At 61.5% G+C, this 15,674-nt stretch carries 18 protein-coding genes; 13 read left to right on the forward strand and 5 right to left on the reverse strand.

What is annotated here, in order from left to right:
* The first annotated feature begins 751 nt into the window (after positions 1–751).
* The gene (locus tag AABD04_RS06170) at positions 752–1,336 is read left to right on the forward strand and encodes a hypothetical protein (RefSeq protein WP_341440533.1); all 585 of its coding nucleotides are present in this window, start codon (positions 752–754) and stop codon (positions 1,334–1,336) included.
* Positions 1,333–2,772 (forward strand): hypothetical protein, encoded by a 1,440-nt coding sequence (locus AABD04_RS06175; RefSeq protein ID WP_341440534.1) that lies wholly within the window; start codon positions 1,333–1,335, stop codon positions 2,770–2,772. Before AABD04_RS06170 ends, AABD04_RS06175 begins: the two co-directional genes overlap by 4 nt.
* Positions 2,773–2,787: 15 nt before the next feature.
* On the opposite strand, the gene AABD04_RS06180 is transcribed toward AABD04_RS06175, so the two are convergent.
* On the reverse strand, positions 2,788–3,213 hold the full coding sequence (locus AABD04_RS06180) for a recombinase family protein (protein WP_341440535.1): 426 nt from the start codon (positions 3,211–3,213) through the stop codon (positions 2,788–2,790).
* Between the two features lie 261 nt (positions 3,214–3,474).
* Between AABD04_RS06180 and AABD04_RS06185 the strand changes: the two genes are divergently transcribed.
* From AABD04_RS06185 to AABD04_RS06195, 3 genes are all read left to right on the forward strand, one after another.
* Complete coding sequence (locus tag AABD04_RS06185; protein WP_341440536.1) at positions 3,475–3,873, forward strand: hypothetical protein; 399 nt, start codon at positions 3,475–3,477, stop codon at positions 3,871–3,873.
* A 260-nt stretch (positions 3,874–4,133) separates the two neighbouring features.
* Positions 4,134–5,075: a hypothetical protein gene (locus AABD04_RS06190; protein WP_341440537.1), complete on the forward strand. Its 942-nt coding sequence runs from the start codon at positions 4,134–4,136 to the stop codon at positions 5,073–5,075.
* Positions 5,014–5,619 (forward strand): hypothetical protein, encoded by a 606-nt coding sequence (locus tag AABD04_RS06195; protein ID WP_341440538.1) that lies wholly within the window; start codon positions 5,014–5,016, stop codon positions 5,617–5,619. The genes AABD04_RS06190 and AABD04_RS06195 overlap by 62 nt, the downstream gene beginning before the upstream one ends.
* Before the next feature lie 305 nt (positions 5,620–5,924).
* Here AABD04_RS06195 and AABD04_RS25150 read toward each other — a convergent pair whose 3' ends face one another.
* Complete coding sequence (locus tag AABD04_RS25150; RefSeq protein ID WP_423228122.1) at positions 5,925–6,032, reverse strand: DUF2510 domain-containing protein; 108 nt, start codon at positions 6,030–6,032, stop codon at positions 5,925–5,927.
* A 330-nt stretch (positions 6,033–6,362) separates the two neighbouring features.
* Here AABD04_RS25150 and AABD04_RS06200 point away from each other — a divergent pair, with 330 nt between their 5' ends.
* From AABD04_RS06200 to AABD04_RS06220, 5 genes are all read left to right on the forward strand, one after another.
* Positions 6,363–7,358 (forward strand): alpha/beta hydrolase, encoded by a 996-nt coding sequence (locus AABD04_RS06200; protein WP_341440539.1) that lies wholly within the window; start codon positions 6,363–6,365, stop codon positions 7,356–7,358.
* A gap of 222 nt (positions 7,359–7,580) precedes the next feature.
* The gene (locus AABD04_RS06205; RefSeq protein ID WP_341440540.1) at positions 7,581–7,934 is read left to right on the forward strand and encodes a DUF1801 domain-containing protein; all 354 of its coding nucleotides are present in this window, start codon (positions 7,581–7,583) and stop codon (positions 7,932–7,934) included.
* Positions 7,935–8,052: 118 nt separating this feature from the next.
* Positions 8,053–8,337: a type II toxin-antitoxin system Phd/YefM family antitoxin gene (locus AABD04_RS06210; protein ID WP_243610331.1), complete on the forward strand. Its 285-nt coding sequence runs from the start codon at positions 8,053–8,055 to the stop codon at positions 8,335–8,337.
* Complete coding sequence (locus AABD04_RS06215; protein WP_341440541.1) at positions 8,334–8,597, forward strand: type II toxin-antitoxin system RelE family toxin; 264 nt, start codon at positions 8,334–8,336, stop codon at positions 8,595–8,597. The genes AABD04_RS06210 and AABD04_RS06215 overlap by 4 nt, the downstream gene beginning before the upstream one ends.
* 76 nt (positions 8,598–8,673) lie before the next feature.
* Positions 8,674–9,291, forward strand: a complete 618-nt coding sequence (locus AABD04_RS06220; RefSeq protein ID WP_341440542.1) for a class I SAM-dependent methyltransferase — start codon at positions 8,674–8,676, stop codon at positions 9,289–9,291.
* A gap of 78 nt (positions 9,292–9,369) precedes the next feature.
* Here AABD04_RS06220 and AABD04_RS06225 read toward each other — a convergent pair whose 3' ends face one another.
* Together AABD04_RS06225 and AABD04_RS06230 are read right to left on the reverse strand one after the other, a co-directional pair.
* On the reverse strand, positions 9,370–10,542 hold the full coding sequence (locus AABD04_RS06225) for a winged helix DNA-binding domain-containing protein (RefSeq protein WP_341440543.1): 1,173 nt from the start codon (positions 10,540–10,542) through the stop codon (positions 9,370–9,372).
* Between the two features lie 392 nt (positions 10,543–10,934).
* Positions 10,935–11,453, reverse strand: coding sequence for an ABC transporter permease (locus tag AABD04_RS06230; RefSeq protein WP_341440544.1), 519 nt, complete (start codon positions 11,451–11,453; stop codon positions 10,935–10,937).
* Between the two features lie 112 nt (positions 11,454–11,565).
* On the opposite strand from AABD04_RS06230, the gene AABD04_RS06235 reads away from it, so the two are divergent.
* Positions 11,566–11,889: a hypothetical protein gene (locus AABD04_RS06235; RefSeq protein ID WP_341440545.1), complete on the forward strand. Its 324-nt coding sequence runs from the start codon at positions 11,566–11,568 to the stop codon at positions 11,887–11,889.
* 13 nt (positions 11,890–11,902) lie between these two features.
* Here the strand turns inward: AABD04_RS06235 and AABD04_RS06240 are convergent, their stop codons facing one another.
* Positions 11,903–13,276: an FAD-binding oxidoreductase gene (locus tag AABD04_RS06240; protein ID WP_341440546.1), complete on the reverse strand. Its 1,374-nt coding sequence runs from the start codon at positions 13,274–13,276 to the stop codon at positions 11,903–11,905.
* A gap of 70 nt (positions 13,277–13,346) precedes the next feature.
* Here AABD04_RS06240 and AABD04_RS06245 point away from each other — a divergent pair, with 70 nt between their 5' ends.
* Together AABD04_RS06245 and AABD04_RS06250 are read left to right on the forward strand one after the other, a co-directional pair.
* A complete protein-coding gene (locus AABD04_RS06245; RefSeq protein ID WP_423228216.1) occupies positions 13,347–15,095 on the forward strand; it encodes a helix-turn-helix domain-containing protein in 1,749 nt (582 codons plus the stop codon).
* A 37-nt stretch (positions 15,096–15,132) separates the two neighbouring features.
* Positions 15,133–15,672 (forward strand): hypothetical protein, encoded by a 540-nt coding sequence (locus AABD04_RS06250; protein ID WP_341440548.1) that lies wholly within the window; start codon positions 15,133–15,135, stop codon positions 15,670–15,672.
* Positions 15,673–15,674 lie beyond the last annotated feature (2 nt).

The raw sequence follows: 15,674 nt of genomic DNA on the forward strand, positions 1-15,674 counted from the left end.
GAAGACCGGCGAACGCTGCGAGCGCCGTGAAGTCATCGTCGGAGACTCTGACCAAGTCGCCTAACTGTGCTGGTTCTGGGATCCGCATGTAGGCCTCGACGCGGCGCCGGGGGGAGAGCCACTCGCTCGGTCGGGTTATCACCGAGTACCTTGTCACGCTTGGCTGCTTTGAGCACCGAGCGGACGTTGTTGAATCTCGTTTTGATCGTCCAGGGTTCGAGTGGTTAAGTCGCACATCGCTTTGACCCAGTGCTCGATATGCGATGGCCGCAGGTCAGTGAGAGCTACGTTCGAGAAGTTCACGCCGTTCGCAGCGAGGTTTATCGCCTGCACAGTTCCTGGGACCGACACCTGCCGCGATGACCACTCTTGGTAGAAGCTGAGCGTCAGTAATATCTACTATCGTGCTACCACGTACGGTAGTAGACCGTGGAACCCGACCACTGGTTGCCAGCCTCCGAAGAGCAAGGCACCGCTCTAGGCGGCCTGGTTAGTCCGTGACGCACAGTTGGCTCTTAGTCGCTCTTGAGGTACCGCCGGTCTGGCGCGGAACTTCGTATAACCGCCCCGGCCCTTCATGAGTTCCAGCATGCCGAGGGTGAAAATCTGTCGGACGGCTCCGCTATGAATGGCCAATGAGTAGCCACGTACCAGATGCAGAGGTGCCCGCCAACGGACCGTACAACTCGACACAACCGCAAAACTTTGGGTTGAACTGCTGTTCACATATCTCAACGCATAGCATTCCGGGATGGCTGTAGATGCAGAGGAAGTCCAGGAGATCGGACGTGACGGGGTTGCGTCCGTCCAGCGGTGGATGGAAGCGACCACCTTCATGGAGCTGAACTGGAACGTGTACGAAAACGTTGCCCAGTGCGCGATCCGATGCCTGGATGGGTCCGTCAAGAAGTTCGACCTAGCCGGAGCCTTCCTTGGCGGTGACCGAGCGCCCATCGTCGTTGAAAGTAAGAAGTATCGTTCGCCTGGAGGCCAACACAAGTACTTCAAGCAGTTCCTTGCGACGGCTTACAGTTCAACTGTCTACGAGATGGAATCGCTAGGTGCAGACGCGAAGCGTGAATTTTTCTGGGTCACTTCGCACCCATTTTATTTGAGTGGTTGGAAGGATTTGGCCACCGAGGACAAAATTGAATCCGCCATTGCCGAGAATTCGGCCCTGTTGGCTGGTCGAGAGATCGATAGAACGATCTTGAGGTCTGTATCCGAGCGCGTTTGGGTGCTGGTTTGGCATGAGAAGCAGGAAGAAATTTCCTTGACCCATGAAGAGCTAATGCTGGTCCTTGCCAATCTGAAGCGGAAGGCGCATACGCTATGAGTGAATTTTCAGCAGAACTGAACGTGGCTACAGCAGTGGTAGATCCAAGTGACTACATCGCTGGAGTAAAGCTGGCCGTGAGGCGTGAATTTGAACGAATTGACGAAACGGCAGACCTAGTAGACACCAGCTACTTCAACCATTCTGCGGTACCAGATTTTGTTATTAAATGGCCGGACAAGACGGAACGCCGGTTGTATCTCCGCAATTCTTATGAGTCTATCGTGGCCGCTAACGACGCCGTCCGCTTCAACGATGTCAAGCCGTTTGTTCTCGCTCTCCGGGGGACTGAACGTCATGAGGGCCCTGTCGAGGCAATTGAGCGGCAGTCTCAATCTGCGCCAGATACATTGATCTCTGACCCCGAGTCGCTAGATGCTGTCTCAACCTTGGGTGCAGAAGAATCCGAAACCCCCGTGGGCGAGTTGATAAGGGCAAATTTGGCACGTGGGGGCCGCGGATTGCTCACGTCGGACCGAGTCCACGAACTCATGACGCTGCAGAACTCGGAACCTGAGGCGGAACAAAGCCTATTTTCGGAACGCTTGTCAGCGTATTTTCTCCCCGAAGCGGCAGCGAAGATCACTCGCACAGCGAGACTGATCCAGGTGGCCTTGTCCTCGGAAGAAGTGACACTGCCTGAAGATTCGCATGATGTGCTTAACGTGTCGGAGATGCGCACGATAGTTCCTTGGTTGCTGCAGAATCCAGACGTCACTGAGTCGGCTGGGTTCTGGAGATACGTCGGTTCTATGTTTTCATTTTCAGACTTGATCGAGATCAAGGAAGCTCTTGAGCACATCAATTTGTCGCCCTTGGTGGGACCGAATTTAAGCTCCTGGTCTGGAAGCCGAGCATCTATCGGCCTAGAGCAGCTTGCATCAGATAACGCGACGCAAGCAGAAATCGACTCCCGTGCAGATGGTGTCTGGGCAATCTATGGGTCGACGCTGGGTGTCAACTTTGGAGGTTCCCGACTTCATCTGGCGCCATCTGGAAAATCTATTCGAGGTAGGGGCGGCAAGTCTGCAGTTCTGTGGCCTGAACTGACTGGTTCTTTGGACAAATTCAGAGTATCTTCAGTGAGCTTGAAAGGGATTTCAAGGTCAATTCGGGTTAATGCAGAAGGTAGTGACGACGTCTCGGAGGATGTCGAAAGCATCACGGAGTCGGTGGACGACATATACTACGTTCGAAGTCTGGGTTTGGCAGTGCCAGCTGCCGACAGTGATGACAATGAGGTCACTGACGTACACGTTGATTTTGATGCGTCAATTGTGTTCGCAGATAAGCCGGTGACTCTAGCTGAACTCTCGTCCGCTGCGCTCAGGGTGTTGAGGTATCGAGAACCCGTCGAGGAGTCAACAGTTGAGGTTTTGACCGGAGCGATGCACGCTAAGTCGGATGCGGAGCTCGCTGACCCTGAAGATGGCTAGTGATGCCAGTCAGGGCTAGCCATGCTCATTGCATCTTGGCTTGAAAAGGACCGCCCGGACTGTGGACGCGTGCCATATTGGAACGCCGCTCGCTGTTGGCACGTTCGCGGTGGTCAGGTTCCGGGCGATTGTGCTGACCGACTGTCCTGAATGGCGAGCATGAACAATTCCATTTACAACGTCGTGGGGTAGTACGGAGGGCCTCCCAAGGCGCATGCCTTGAGCTTTCTTGATCGCAATCGCGCCTTTCGCCCTTTGCGAGATGAGTCGGCGTTCGCGCTGCGAGAACACGATCATCATTCCTGCCGCGGCTTCGCCGGCGGGCGTGATGGTGTCGATTTCGAGGTCGGCGGAGAAGATGCGCCAGCCACCCTTGGCTGCCTGATCGAGCATGGCAGAGGCTTGTGCGACTGAGCGGCTCAGTTGATCGAGTTTGGCCACGACGAGTGCCCTAAGTGACGCCGAATGAGAAGCAGCCCTCGAAGTTATCTCGCAGAGAGCACTCGAATGGGCCGGTCGGGAGGCCGGACGTGGCTAGATCAAGGCCGGCACGACCGGCGACGGACCAGGAATCTTCGACAGTCCAACAGACACACGTCAGACTGCGCACGTCTCGCAGCGCTAAGGCATAAGCACTATGCGAGAAGCGAACCGGCGGACTGGCACCGGCCATCGACCGCCCTGAGCAAGCGGCCGGGGATCGTGAGAACTGAAGAGATCGTCGTCAGGAACGTTGACGGCGTTGTGTACGACCCCAACGTCTCTCCGAGCGCCCGCGCCCCCAATGCTGTGGCCCTCACGGCTCGGGACGACAACCCAAGCATCGAGACCGCGGCCCACGAGCATGAGCGCATCGCAACCGATGAGGCAGCCATAAACAACCTCCGGGCCGCAAGGGCTGCCGGCGAAGGCCCAAGCCCTGGTACGACCCATACGACACAGGAGTGCAGCATGACCTACGGACCACAATGGGAATACAAGGAAACTGAGTACAACCTCAGCCTGTACCTCCGGGACCCGGACAATGCCGTCCGCCACGAAGTCGATCGAATCGTGAAAAAAGGCGCAGCGCCTGACGTGATAGACGGAGGGGCACCATGAGAACGATGTCGGGGCCCTTAAAGCGGGCTCTGGGGCTTGGGCGGAATGACTCCGACTCCAAATAGCTCTGCTGCTAATTCGAGTTTTGTTCGACCAATCGTCGCAGCGACATCTGGTGTAAATGGACGCGGCGGGGGGCCAATTCGAGTAACGCGCCGCTGTGGCCGATAGATTTCGAGGCCCGCAGCTACGCAAGCTATCTCGCCCTTGCTGGTTGCTTCGCCACTGCGATAAAGTATCGCTCCCAGTTCGGAAGTTTGATGCTTGGCATGCAGGGCCAACGTCGAACCCAGCGGGTACCGTCGACAGTACAGAATCTGTATTACGGCGGCAGTTTCGTCATCCCGGTCAAGGGCAGTGGTGATTACGCCGATGGCGAGACGGTCGGCGTTGTCGACAGCCAACCACCCCCAGTGCCACATGGTTCCGTCCGCGATGACGGTATCCCTGCGATGTACGGGGTGAAGTGTGATTCCGGCTTCTGTCATGCGCGCATCTTACGAACACCAACCATCGCCTCGCATAGGCATTTCGAGCAAAGGGTCGACATTCTGTGTGAATGCACGATCGTAGCGTCCATCCTCGGCCGACTTCTTCGCATCGTCACCGACGACGCTACTTTGATTTGGCCGGTTTTGGGTCGGTGTAACAAATACCGTTGCTTCGTCGATACCGGCATCGTGCAGATAACTCGCCCGGACGGCGATCCCGATGATTGGATGGGCCGGCAAGTTCGCAGCATGAGCGGCGTCACCGAGCGAACCCTCTTGACGCACCTCGGGAGGGTGCGGGCGGATGGCACGTTTGTGTTTGCCGAGACCCCGAAGTGGCGGGAGCTCAACCACGATCCATGGGTTGAAGTCGATATCTCGATGCTCCACGGCCGGCACTCCGTGGAACATACAGCGAAGCGGGTCCGTCGGATGACCGCCCCGCTGAGGCAGAGGAGGAAGGACGCGGTCCGATACTTCGACTCCTACCGACTTTTGGAGAACCGCTACTACCCAATGGCGACGCCCACCAGCAATATCCCAGAGCATGTCAGCGTCTACGGCGATATGGCGGCAATCGAAGCTGCCTGCCCGGATGGAGCCACCGCGATGATCTACGAGCCCGCTCACCGTGCATGGTGGGAATCCGATGACCGTGTCACACTGGTGGAACTGGAACTGGAGAGAGTTGCCGCTGATGCCACCGACTGACATTCCCGCATGGGTACGTGTTCAGCCGCCGCAGCGACCGACAATCCTTCAGCACTGGGACGGGCTCCCGAGTATCACCCTGTCGATGATTCCAGGTGGTGCCAGGCTGCTTTGGATTTTCCATGAGGACTACCCGGACCAACTCGGGTTGTTCGTCCACCTGGACGATTTTGAGGCACAGCAGGTTTTCGCCGCCCCAAGCAACGAAGGTCTGCTGGAAAGTGTCCGTTCCCGACTGCGCGATCGAGATGCGTTTGTGTGGCGAAAAACCGGCAACATGTTCGGGACCGAGTCGTTTCGGATCCCCAAGCGCGGCGATGAACCGTCGTTCGCGGAATCGCTGTGGGATGCCGCAGAGCAGGTTGAGATGGTCCTCGATCTGGCCCTCGAAAAGCGACAAACGCTGCGTGCGCCGACGCTATGGGCGGAAGCTGCGACGGCTGAGCCCAGTTCACTGTCGGTCGACGCGAAGGCTATGTCGGCAAACCGTCAACTGGCATGGGCGCGCGAGAGTACGCTCGCCGGGGCATCTGTGTCAGCGTAACTTTTGACCCTTCGAAGGCTCTCGTATCGTTCGGGAAAAGTACTCTGGCGGGCGTGGACGCGCTATTCCGAGATAGTAAAGACGACTTTTGCATTCAGTCCGTCTTTCGCTCAAACCGACACGTGTATTGAGTCTGTCCAACGTTGGCCGGTCGCGATTCGTGTGGCTTGCTGGCGATGAAGGTACGGTGCGGGATGCGGGGGACCTGGGTGACTAGCTGCGGGGCCGGTGTGAGCTTGTGGCCGGATCCGTTGATGTGCGGTCGTCTTTTTGAATTTCTTGGGTCTCGCGCCAGCGCGCGCCCTCTATGGCTGCCGTGGGAGTGTCGCGAAAGTCCAGCGACCGCCGTCGAACCACCGCTGCAACGTCGGATCGTTCATGTCCGGGTACCAGCTCGCACGCAGTAGGTCCAATTCCTGCCGTAGCTCTCCAACGCAACAAACTCTCGAACGCCCTGCTCAAGTCAGGGACTCATCATCAATCAACATCAACAAACCCATAGCGATGAGTTCCGCTTCAACGTCTAACCTGACGCGCGACTTCAGTAGGTCACCCGGGCATGTCGCTTGTTGATGGCCCACGGGCAGCTCGCGGCCTCGGTAGGTGCCTAACTACTCGCACAAAACAATCTGAATCCCGGATTTTTCACAAAATGCCGACGGTTTGTCCGATTTTCGCCCTTCCTCCGTGCAAGACTGCCTCGACAACAGCGGTCGCAGAGCGCCGCGGGCAGTGGGGGTTCTATGTTCGGCGTGCGGCCGGTTCTGGTGGTGATTGCAGTTCTGCTCACCGTCGTAGCGGGCGTGCCCGCCGCCGCTCAAGACATCGACACCGAAAGTCCTGCACCGAGCCAGGCGGCGCGGATCGAGAACCGAATCGATACCGGCCCGACGCTGACGTGGCTGTCGGTGTACTCGCCGAGCATGGATCGGACCATCGAGGTGCAGGTTCTCACCCCCGCGGAACGTAAAGGCCCGCGCCCGACGCTGTACATGCTCAGCGGATCCGGGGAGAACGAACCGTCGAGCAGCATCTGGCTTCGCAAGGGCAACGCGGCGGAGTTCTTCCGTGACAAGAACGTCAACGTGGTTCTCCCGCTTGCCGGTCCAGCGAGCTTCTACACCGACTGGGAGAACGACGACCCCCGCCTCGGCCGCTACCGCTTCGAAACCTTCCTGACGCAGGAGCTTCCGCCGTTGATCGACGCGGAGTTCGAGGGCAACGGCACTGACGGTGTGGCGGGCCTGTCGATGGGCGCTCAGTCGGCGATGATGCTGGCCGCCCGGAACCCGGACAAGTACTCGGCCGTCGCGGCGTACAGCGGGTGCTTTCTATCCGAGGGCATACTCGGGCAAACCGTCATGAGAAGCATCGTCGCCGGGTACGGCGGCAACGCGAACAACATGCTCGGTGGGCCCCTCAACGCGGGCTGGGCCGCCCACGACCTGCTGGTGAACGCGGAAGCGCTGCGCGGAATGTCCATCTACCTCTTTTCTGCCAGCGGCCTCCCCGGTCCGCACGAGCGGTACGAGACGCTCGAAGACCTCGACACGCTGGTGATCGGCGGGGCGATCGAAGTAGGCACCGACTTCTGCACACGACTGTTGCGCGACAGGCTCGTCGAGCTGAATATCCCGGCCACGTTCGATCTGGGCAGTCCTGGTACGCACTCGTGGCCGTACTGGGCCGACCAGCTTGCGAAGAGCTGGCCGACGCTGGCCGCGGGGCTCGAGCCGTGACGTCTGATCGACGAATGTGCAGAATCCGAGGCGCGGTACGACCGAGTGTCGGATATTCTTGCCGCGGTGGTAGGCACCACCGACTGCGCTTCCACGTGGCAACCACGTGAATCATCGAGGAGAGGCCTGACCAGCTCAGGACATGTCCGGATGGAGTGCGGCGCAGAAATGCGCCATCTTCATTCCGCCGATGGCCGACATCGGTTGACGAAAGGACATGACATGTCGTCGAAGGACGAAAGAAACCTGACTCAGGTGGTCGAAAAGATCTCGAAGATGGACGAACCGCGGCGTTCGCTCATGCAGCAGGTGCACGAAATCATCGTGACCGCCGCCCCCATGTTGAAGCCGAGGATCTGGTACGGAATGCCCGCCTATGCGACGTCGGCGAGCACGCCGGCGCTTGTGACGCTGCGCAACGACGATCGATTGAATCTGGCCATCACCGAGAAGGCGGCCTTCCGCGCTGCCGGTGGCGTTGACGGGGAGTTGATGCCGGCGGCCTGGTTTTTCGAGACCGTGGACGAGGCGACTGCGCAGCGTATCGCCGAGATTGTCCGTTCGGTGGTCGACTGAAGCGCGTTCAGTCGACCGTAGGTCCCTGCGGGACAACGAGGCTCGGAGAAACCACCGCCAGGACAGAAGCTCCAGCAGGACCGCGGCGTGCATGGCCATTCGCGCTAGAATTCTGTACATGACGACCCTGCCGCTTGCCGAAGTTCGGGCGAACCTGTCGAAACTCGTAGACGAAGCCGTCCGTACTCATCAGCGCATCGAGGTCACCCGGCAGGGGCGTCGTGCGGTGGTCCTGCTCAGCGCGGACGACTACGACTCGATCATGGAGACGCTCGAAATCCTCGGTGATCAGTCGTTGATGGCAGAAATCAGGGACGCCGAGGCGGCGGAGGATCGAGGCGAGGTCTACTCGCTCGACGACGTCACTGCCGAGATGCGTGAGCGTGGTCGGCTTCCGAAGTGAGCTATGCGATCGAACTGACCGCCGCGGCTCGCACGGCGCTCACCGACCAGCTACCCGAATCAATCGCCGTTGCCTGCTGGGAGTTCATCCGTGGCCCGCTGGCGGAGAATCCGTATCGAGCAGGCAAGCCATTGCGAGATCGACTGGAGGGCAAGTTTTCGGCCCGCCGCGGCGAGTTTCGCGTCGTGTACCAAATCTACGAAGACCGAGTTGTGGTGCGAGTGATCGCAATTGCTCACCGTCGGGACGTCTATCGGTAGCTTCACCTGTGAGCGTGGTCGTCAGTGCCCGGATGCGATCTCGGCTACGCTCCGATCAGACGATAGGAGAACGTAGATGGGTCTGCAGGAACTCGAAGCATTGGTGCATCGGACGGCCTCTGCTGGAGAACCTTTCGAGCGTGGAGCCGATGAGGCGGAGCAGAGATATCTGTCCTCGCTTGCGGCCCGGCCGAGTACCGAGCTGATCTGCGAGGTCGGGTTCAATGCCGGCTTCTCGAGTTGGGCGTTCCTGGAAGCGTCTCCCGACGTGACTGTCGTGTCCTTCGACTTGGCCGCGTATGAATACAGTCCCGCTGCGAAAGCCCATATCGACGAACACTTTCCGGGCCGCCACACCCTGATTCAGGGTGACTCGCACACCACCATCGCGGCCTATGCGAAGGAACACCCGGACGTGCGATTCGACGTCATCTTCGTCGATGGTGACCATTCGGTGGAGGGTGCCCGCGCAGACCTCGACGATCTGCGTTCGTTCGCTACCGCAGACACAGTAGTCATCATGGACGACATCACGCCATGGCTCTGGTTCGGCGAAGGCCCGACTCAGGCCTGGCGGGAAGCCGTCGACGCAGGTCGAATTCTGCACACGCAGTACTTCCGCGACGGTGAACCTGTCGACGAGGTGACCCCGCCGGCAGCCCGTGCCTGGGCCGAGGGACGCTACTCCTTCTGACGCCACGGTGTGCCCATAGATTGTGCGGATGCCCACCTGTGACGGTGGGCATCTGAATAATTCGTAGGCGAATACCCGCTACCTCTTCCCCCGCAACTTCTTCTCCAACGGCGTCGGGAACGACGGGACCACCGCGGTACCGTCGAGCAGGGTGGTGAACCGTTCGGCCTCCGCTGCAACGGCTTTCGACACCGTCGAGCCGACGTCTTCGAGTAATTCGGTGGCCACCTCGCCGGAGCCGGTGACAGCCCAACCACCGACGATGCGACCGTCGGACCAGATGGTCGGGCCGATGTTGCCGAAGGTGTCGAACAGTGGTGCCTTGTGTTCACCGAGATACCAGGTTCGGTGTTTCCAGCCCATCGGCGTGGGATCCAGTGCGGGCAGCAGCATGACACTGGTGCCGGCGGGCTTGTCGAAGGTTGTGCCGGGCAACATGATTCCGTCGCCTTCGGTGAGCTCGACGGCCACGGTGTCGAGGCCCGAGACCGCGCCGCGAGTCTGTGTCTTGTTCCAACCCGTCCACCACTGCAGGTCGTCCAGGGTTGCTGGTCCGAACACCTCCAGCCAGCGTCGAGCCAGGTCCGCCCTGGCCTCGGTCTCGTCCAGGAGGGCAATCCCGTCCGGCCACCAGTGGTCGATCGGTGCCCACGCATGGCGTCGAGAAGTCCAGGCGCCCCGAGGTTCGACGCGCACCAATCTGCCCTCGGCGGCCATCATCACCAATACCTCGGAAGTGACGTATCGCTTGACGTCGTACACCTTGTCGGTGGTCGGCAGATACGCCGTCTTCAGTCCGGGAACTGCGGCGGACAGCTCCGCTCCGGTCGCAGTTCCCATCGCGCGCAGTGCCGCCTCGGTCTCTTTCTCTGTTGCGGCAAGCCAGGATTCGACGTTGTCGATCACCGGCTCGGTGGGCAGCGTCGAGACTTGTTTGACCAAGCGTGCCCGCATCGTGCGCGCAACCCCGAGACTTGCGGCGGCATGAATCATCGGGACGTCCTCGTGTGCGACGACGAACATCGTGCGCCGCATCGCCATCAGGCGGACCAGGCTCCGGCGTTCGTACATCGCATCACGAATATCGGCCAGTCCCAGCGATCGAGCACGTGCCAACACCGAGAGGTACACCGTCGCCGGGTCGGTGGCATGCAGTGCGAGCAGTGACGACACCACCGCTTCGGTGGTCGAGGCGGGGGCGAAGTGCTGCGCGACGAGCCGGTGTCGCCGCTGAGCGTCGGTGATCTTCACGCGCTCAGTGTGACGGCAACCGAGGCCAAGGGCCGACGGAACCGGTGAGACGAGCGTCGGCGATGCCGCTGAGGAGAGTTCGTTGTCGCTGCAGTCGAGTCTCCGCAGGCAATGACACAATCACGTGATGTCAGTTGTTCGGACCGGATGGGTCGTGCTCGCCGCCGTTGCCGTAGCACTGGGTGTCTCGGTGTCGAATTGGCCGATGTACCAGATAACCGACTGCGAACTGGGCTTGTCGATGAGTCCCGCACGCTGCGAACAGCCGCTACTGGACTATTTCGGTGTGCCACTCGTCTTCGTGTCGGCGATGCCGGTTGCCCTCTTTCTGGTCTCTGCGGTCGTGGGCAGAATGTGGATGGCCTGGACAGCTACGGGGACCATGGTCGTTCTCACGGCCGTGGGTTTCCACTCGGCGGGCGGGTCGACGCCATCGCTGGTGTCGACTCTGGGAAGCCTCCCGGGGACCGCACTCGCGCTGTTGCTGACGATTGCCCAGCTGTTGGTGACATCGGCCGGCGTGCATCCGAGGCAGTTCGCTGGAACGCGGCGGCTATCGATCCGACGATCGCCATCGGAAGAGCAAAGACGAGCAAGCGCGAGTAGGAGTCGTGGGTCACGAACGCGATCCCGGCCATGAACAGAACAACGAGGGCGGCGACGGCGATCCAGGAGAACCGCTTGTGCAGTGCTATCGCTGCCATCGCGGGTGGCGTGGCGAGCAACAGCCCTACGAGAATGAGGGGCCATACCCCCAGCACATCGATGGCACGGTCGCTGCACTGATAGGGACTGCTCTCGCCGATCTTGGAGCACGCCATCGATACGTCGAACATGGTCAACGACGCCGCGTTCCACGCAGTGAAGGCCATCGCGGTAACGGCCAACGCCCACCACACCGTTCGCACCATGCCCGCAGCCTAACCGTGTGGTCCGACCGAACTAGGCCCTCGTCCCTGGCGTATCACTGCTCGGCCTGCGAGACTGCGCTGACAGGAACCGGACGACAGGGGTGACGGATACATGGTGCTTGCGTTGTGTGCCATCACGTTCGCTGTTCTGCTGCAGGTTGTGGCAGCTCGAATCGCCGCTCGGGAGAACTACGGCCGTAGGTTGCCCACCGTGAACGGCTCGTATCCGGTCAGACCCGCCCGACGTGTCCGCGGTGCCCAGACTGCCGGATGGTTGCTGAGTATCTACGGTGTGCTCCAGCTCGGCAACTATTTCTGGCTGAGCGAGCCGTGGTTGGCGATCGGTCTCATGGTTGCCGTACTTCTTCTGGTCAACGGCCTACCGAGTCTGCTGGTGACGGTGCTGCACAACGGCAATCTATCGACGCAACCGTAGGGCCTGAACAACATCAGGACGCGAACACCTTGCCCGGGTTCAGGATTCCGTGTGGATCGAGGGCTTTCTTCACCGCGCGGTGCATGTCCAACACCACCGGATCGAGTTCCTGGACCAGGCCGTCCATCTTGAGCAGCCCCACTCCGTGCTCACCGGTCACCGTTCCGCCGAGTTCCAAAGCAGCGTCGATGATCTCGGCGAAGGCGGCCTGGGCACGCGCGCGAGCCGGAAGGTCGTCGTGTGGCGTGATGAGCAGCGGGTGCAGGTTTCCGTCACCGGCGTGGGCGATGTTGGCTATCGTCGTCTCGTAACGAAGGCCGATCTGCTCGATACGCGACAGCATCTCGGGCACATGCTTCTTCGGTACGCACACGTCCTCGGTCAACACCGGACCCAGCCGCTCCATCGCCGGATACGCCAACCGTCGGGCTGCGAACAGCGCGTCGGCCTCCTCCTGATCGGTCGAGACCGCAGACCACGTCGCCCCGGCCTCGTCGAAACACGAGAGCATCTTCTCTGCTTCCTGGTCTCCGATGAGGCCAGGATCGTCGATTCGTCCGAGCAGCACCACATTCGCCTCGACCGACAGACCCATGTTCTTCCAGGCGTCGACGGCGATGAGGCACTGCTTGTCGATCAGCTCCAACGCGGAGGGCGTCAATCCGGCGGCGGCAACTGCGGCCACGGCACGTCCGGCGTCGACGATCGAATCGAAATAGCCCGCAACGGTGCGTTGCGGATCCTGCAGCGGGCGCAGCTTGAGGGTCACTTCGGTGATGATGCCGAGCGTGCCCTCCGACCCGACCATCAGCCCCGCAAGATCGTATCCGGCAACACCTTTCGCGGTCTTGCGCCCGAGCCGCACCAGCTCGCCGGTTCCGGTGACGACCTGCATGCCCATCACATAATCGCGGGTCACGCCGTATTTCACGCAGCACAGCCCGCCCGCATTGGTGGCCACGTTGCCGCCGATGGTCGACCACGGCGCGCTGGCCGGATCCGGGGGATACCACAGACCCTGCTCGGCGACGGCTGCGCGCAGATGATCGTTGACCACTCCCGGCTCCACGACGGCGTAGCGCTCGAGCAGGTCGATCTCCTTGATCGCGTCCATACCGTCGAGGGCGAGCACGACGCATCCCTCGGTGGCATTCGCGCCACCGGACAACCCGGTACCCGCCCCGCGAGTGACAACGGGCGCGCCGTGAGCGAGGCATGCACGAACGACAGCCTGCACTTCCTCGGCGGTGCGGGGCCGCACGACGGCAACGGGCATCGTAAACGGGGCCCATTCCGCCTCGTCGTGCTGGTATGAGGCGATGACGTCGGGATCGACGACGAGACGATCCGCGGGGAGAGAGTTCGACAACTGATCGACGAGCGACATACGTCGACTCTAGCTGTGACCTGGGTCTCGGCCAATGTAGGTTTTCTCTATGTCGCCCGCGAAGTCATGGATGGAACTACTGCTGGACGACGCGTCCATCGACGAACTGGAAGCCCACGGTCGACAACATCCCGGTGCCGAGGCGTACGCGGCCTCCAGGCTGCGCGCGTTGCTCGATCAGCGCAAACAGCGCAGTACCGAACTCTCGGCGCTCAACGACATCGCGGTGCGCCTGACGACCGTGCGCGACAATCGGATCCTGCTGCAGGAGGTCGTGGACCAGGCCCGCACACTTCTGGGCGTGGATCTGGCCTACATGGGCTCGGTGTACGGGAACGAGTTCGTCATCGAGGTCACCAGTGGTGCTTTGACGCCGAAGCTGGTGGGCATCAGGCTCACGCTGGACGAGGGGCTCGTCGGCCTGATCGTGCGCGGGGCCTCGCCGTCATGGACACCCGACTACCAGAGCGAACCTGCATTTCGGCACATCACCGGAGCGGACAGTGCTGCGCGGTCGGAGAACATGCGCGGACTACTGGGCGTGCCACTCCGGGTCGGCGACCGCGTGATCGGCGCACTATTCGCATGCAAGCGGCAGGAGCGGGACTTCGCAGACAGTGAGATCGCGCTGCTGTCGGCACTGGCCGCACACGCGGCCATCGCCATCGAGAACGTGCGAGCGATCGACAAGCTCGAAACGCTCAACGCCGAATTGTCGCTCCGCACCGCGGAATTGGAGCAGACCCTGCAGTGGGACCGCACGTTGACCCAGGTGGTGCTCCAGGGCGGCGGCGTACGGAGTCTGGTGCGGGAGGTGGCGTCGGCCACCGAATGCCCGGCGTACTTCGTGGCCGATGGCGCGTCCGTACCGGTTGCGCTGGAAGACAGAGCTATTCAGGTCGACGCCATGGTCGAACGCTGCAGGGCGGGCGCAGATACTGCCGTGGGCGACGGTATGACCGCACGCCGGGTAGTGGCTGCCGGACGCTTTCTGGGAGCGTTGATCTCCGTCGGACCGGACGACAGCCGGACCCACCTACTTCTCGATCGGGCTGTGCCGGCCATCGCGCTCTCGCTGGCCGAGGAGCGCGCGGCGGCGGAGTCCGCACGCCGTGCGCAGGACGCATTTCTGCTCGACCTGCTGCTCCATCCGACCTCGTCACCCGACGACGAACGCAGGCAGTTCCACCGCGCCGGACTGGCTCCGGACGTGACGTATTGCGTGGCGGTCGCGCAGGGAAACGCGTCGAGGTCCGAGCTGGAAGCGGCTGCGCTACCACCGGGATCGGTTGTAGCAGAGCAGGGTTCGAGGGTATTGCTGGTCGTTCCTGCTCGCGAGTCCGCCGCCGTCCGCCGCATGATCGCCACCCGTGCCACCGTCGGGATCTCCGAACCCGCGCGAGGTGCCGACGCTCTGGCGGCGGCGTTCCGAGAGGCGCAACAGACTGCAGACGTGCTGACCACCCTCGGCCGGGATGGAGACGTGTCCTCGGCGCGTGGCCTTGGCATCTACCGAATCCTGCTGAGCCACATGGCCCGTGAGCACTTGGACGAACTCACCGAGGACAAGCTCGGGCCGCTGCTCGCAGAACAGACCAAGCGCGGAGTCCCGCTCATGGAGACGTTGTCGACGTATCTGGCCCACGGCCGCCATCATTCGGCCACCGCGTCGAGCCTGGGGGTACACGTCAACACGCTCTATCAACGGCTCGACGCGATCGACCGGCTGATCGGTACGCAGTGGCGCGACCCGGACGACGCTCTCGATCTTCAGGTGCTGATGCGCCTGCGACGGTCCGCCGATCTGCTGGGTCTGTGATCCGAGCGAACCGGTGCTCGTCGGATAGCGTCGGGGCATGGCAGCCGACTTTTCGTGGTCTCAGTTCCTGTGGATAGTCTTCGTGTTCGTCGGTGTGCCGTCGACGTTCTGGGCTCTTGTTCTGTGGGCGGTGTTCTCGAAGCGTCGAGAGAGCAAGGGGAGCGGCCCGCTCGGCTTGTGGGCCACCGGATCGGTCGCTGTCGCATCGGGTTTCGCCGCGTGTGCAGGGTGGCTGAGCTGGTCTGCCGACTACCGGGGCGAGTTCCGTGGCCCGGGTCTGCCGGCACCGAACGAATTCCCGTCCTGGCAAGTCGCCGCGTGCGGTGCGACGGTCGTAGTGCTGTGCCTTCTTGCCGCACGCATGTCGCGCTGGGAGAAGACCGGTGGACACGTCGCTGCGCTGGGCACGACGGCAGGGTTCGCCACTGCGTTCTGCATCGAAGCAAGCACCGATGTCACCGGTCAATCGGGTGTGGGTGTCATTCTGTGCATGATGGGCTGGGGCACCGGCTTGACTCTGCTGATGCTCGTTCGGAACGTGGTCGGTGGGCGACAGCAGTCGGCAGTCCAGCCGTGAAC

The organism is Rhodococcoides navarretei (assembly GCF_038069675.1).
Lineage (GTDB): Bacteria > Actinomycetota > Actinomycetes > Mycobacteriales > Mycobacteriaceae > Rhodococcoides > Rhodococcoides navarretei.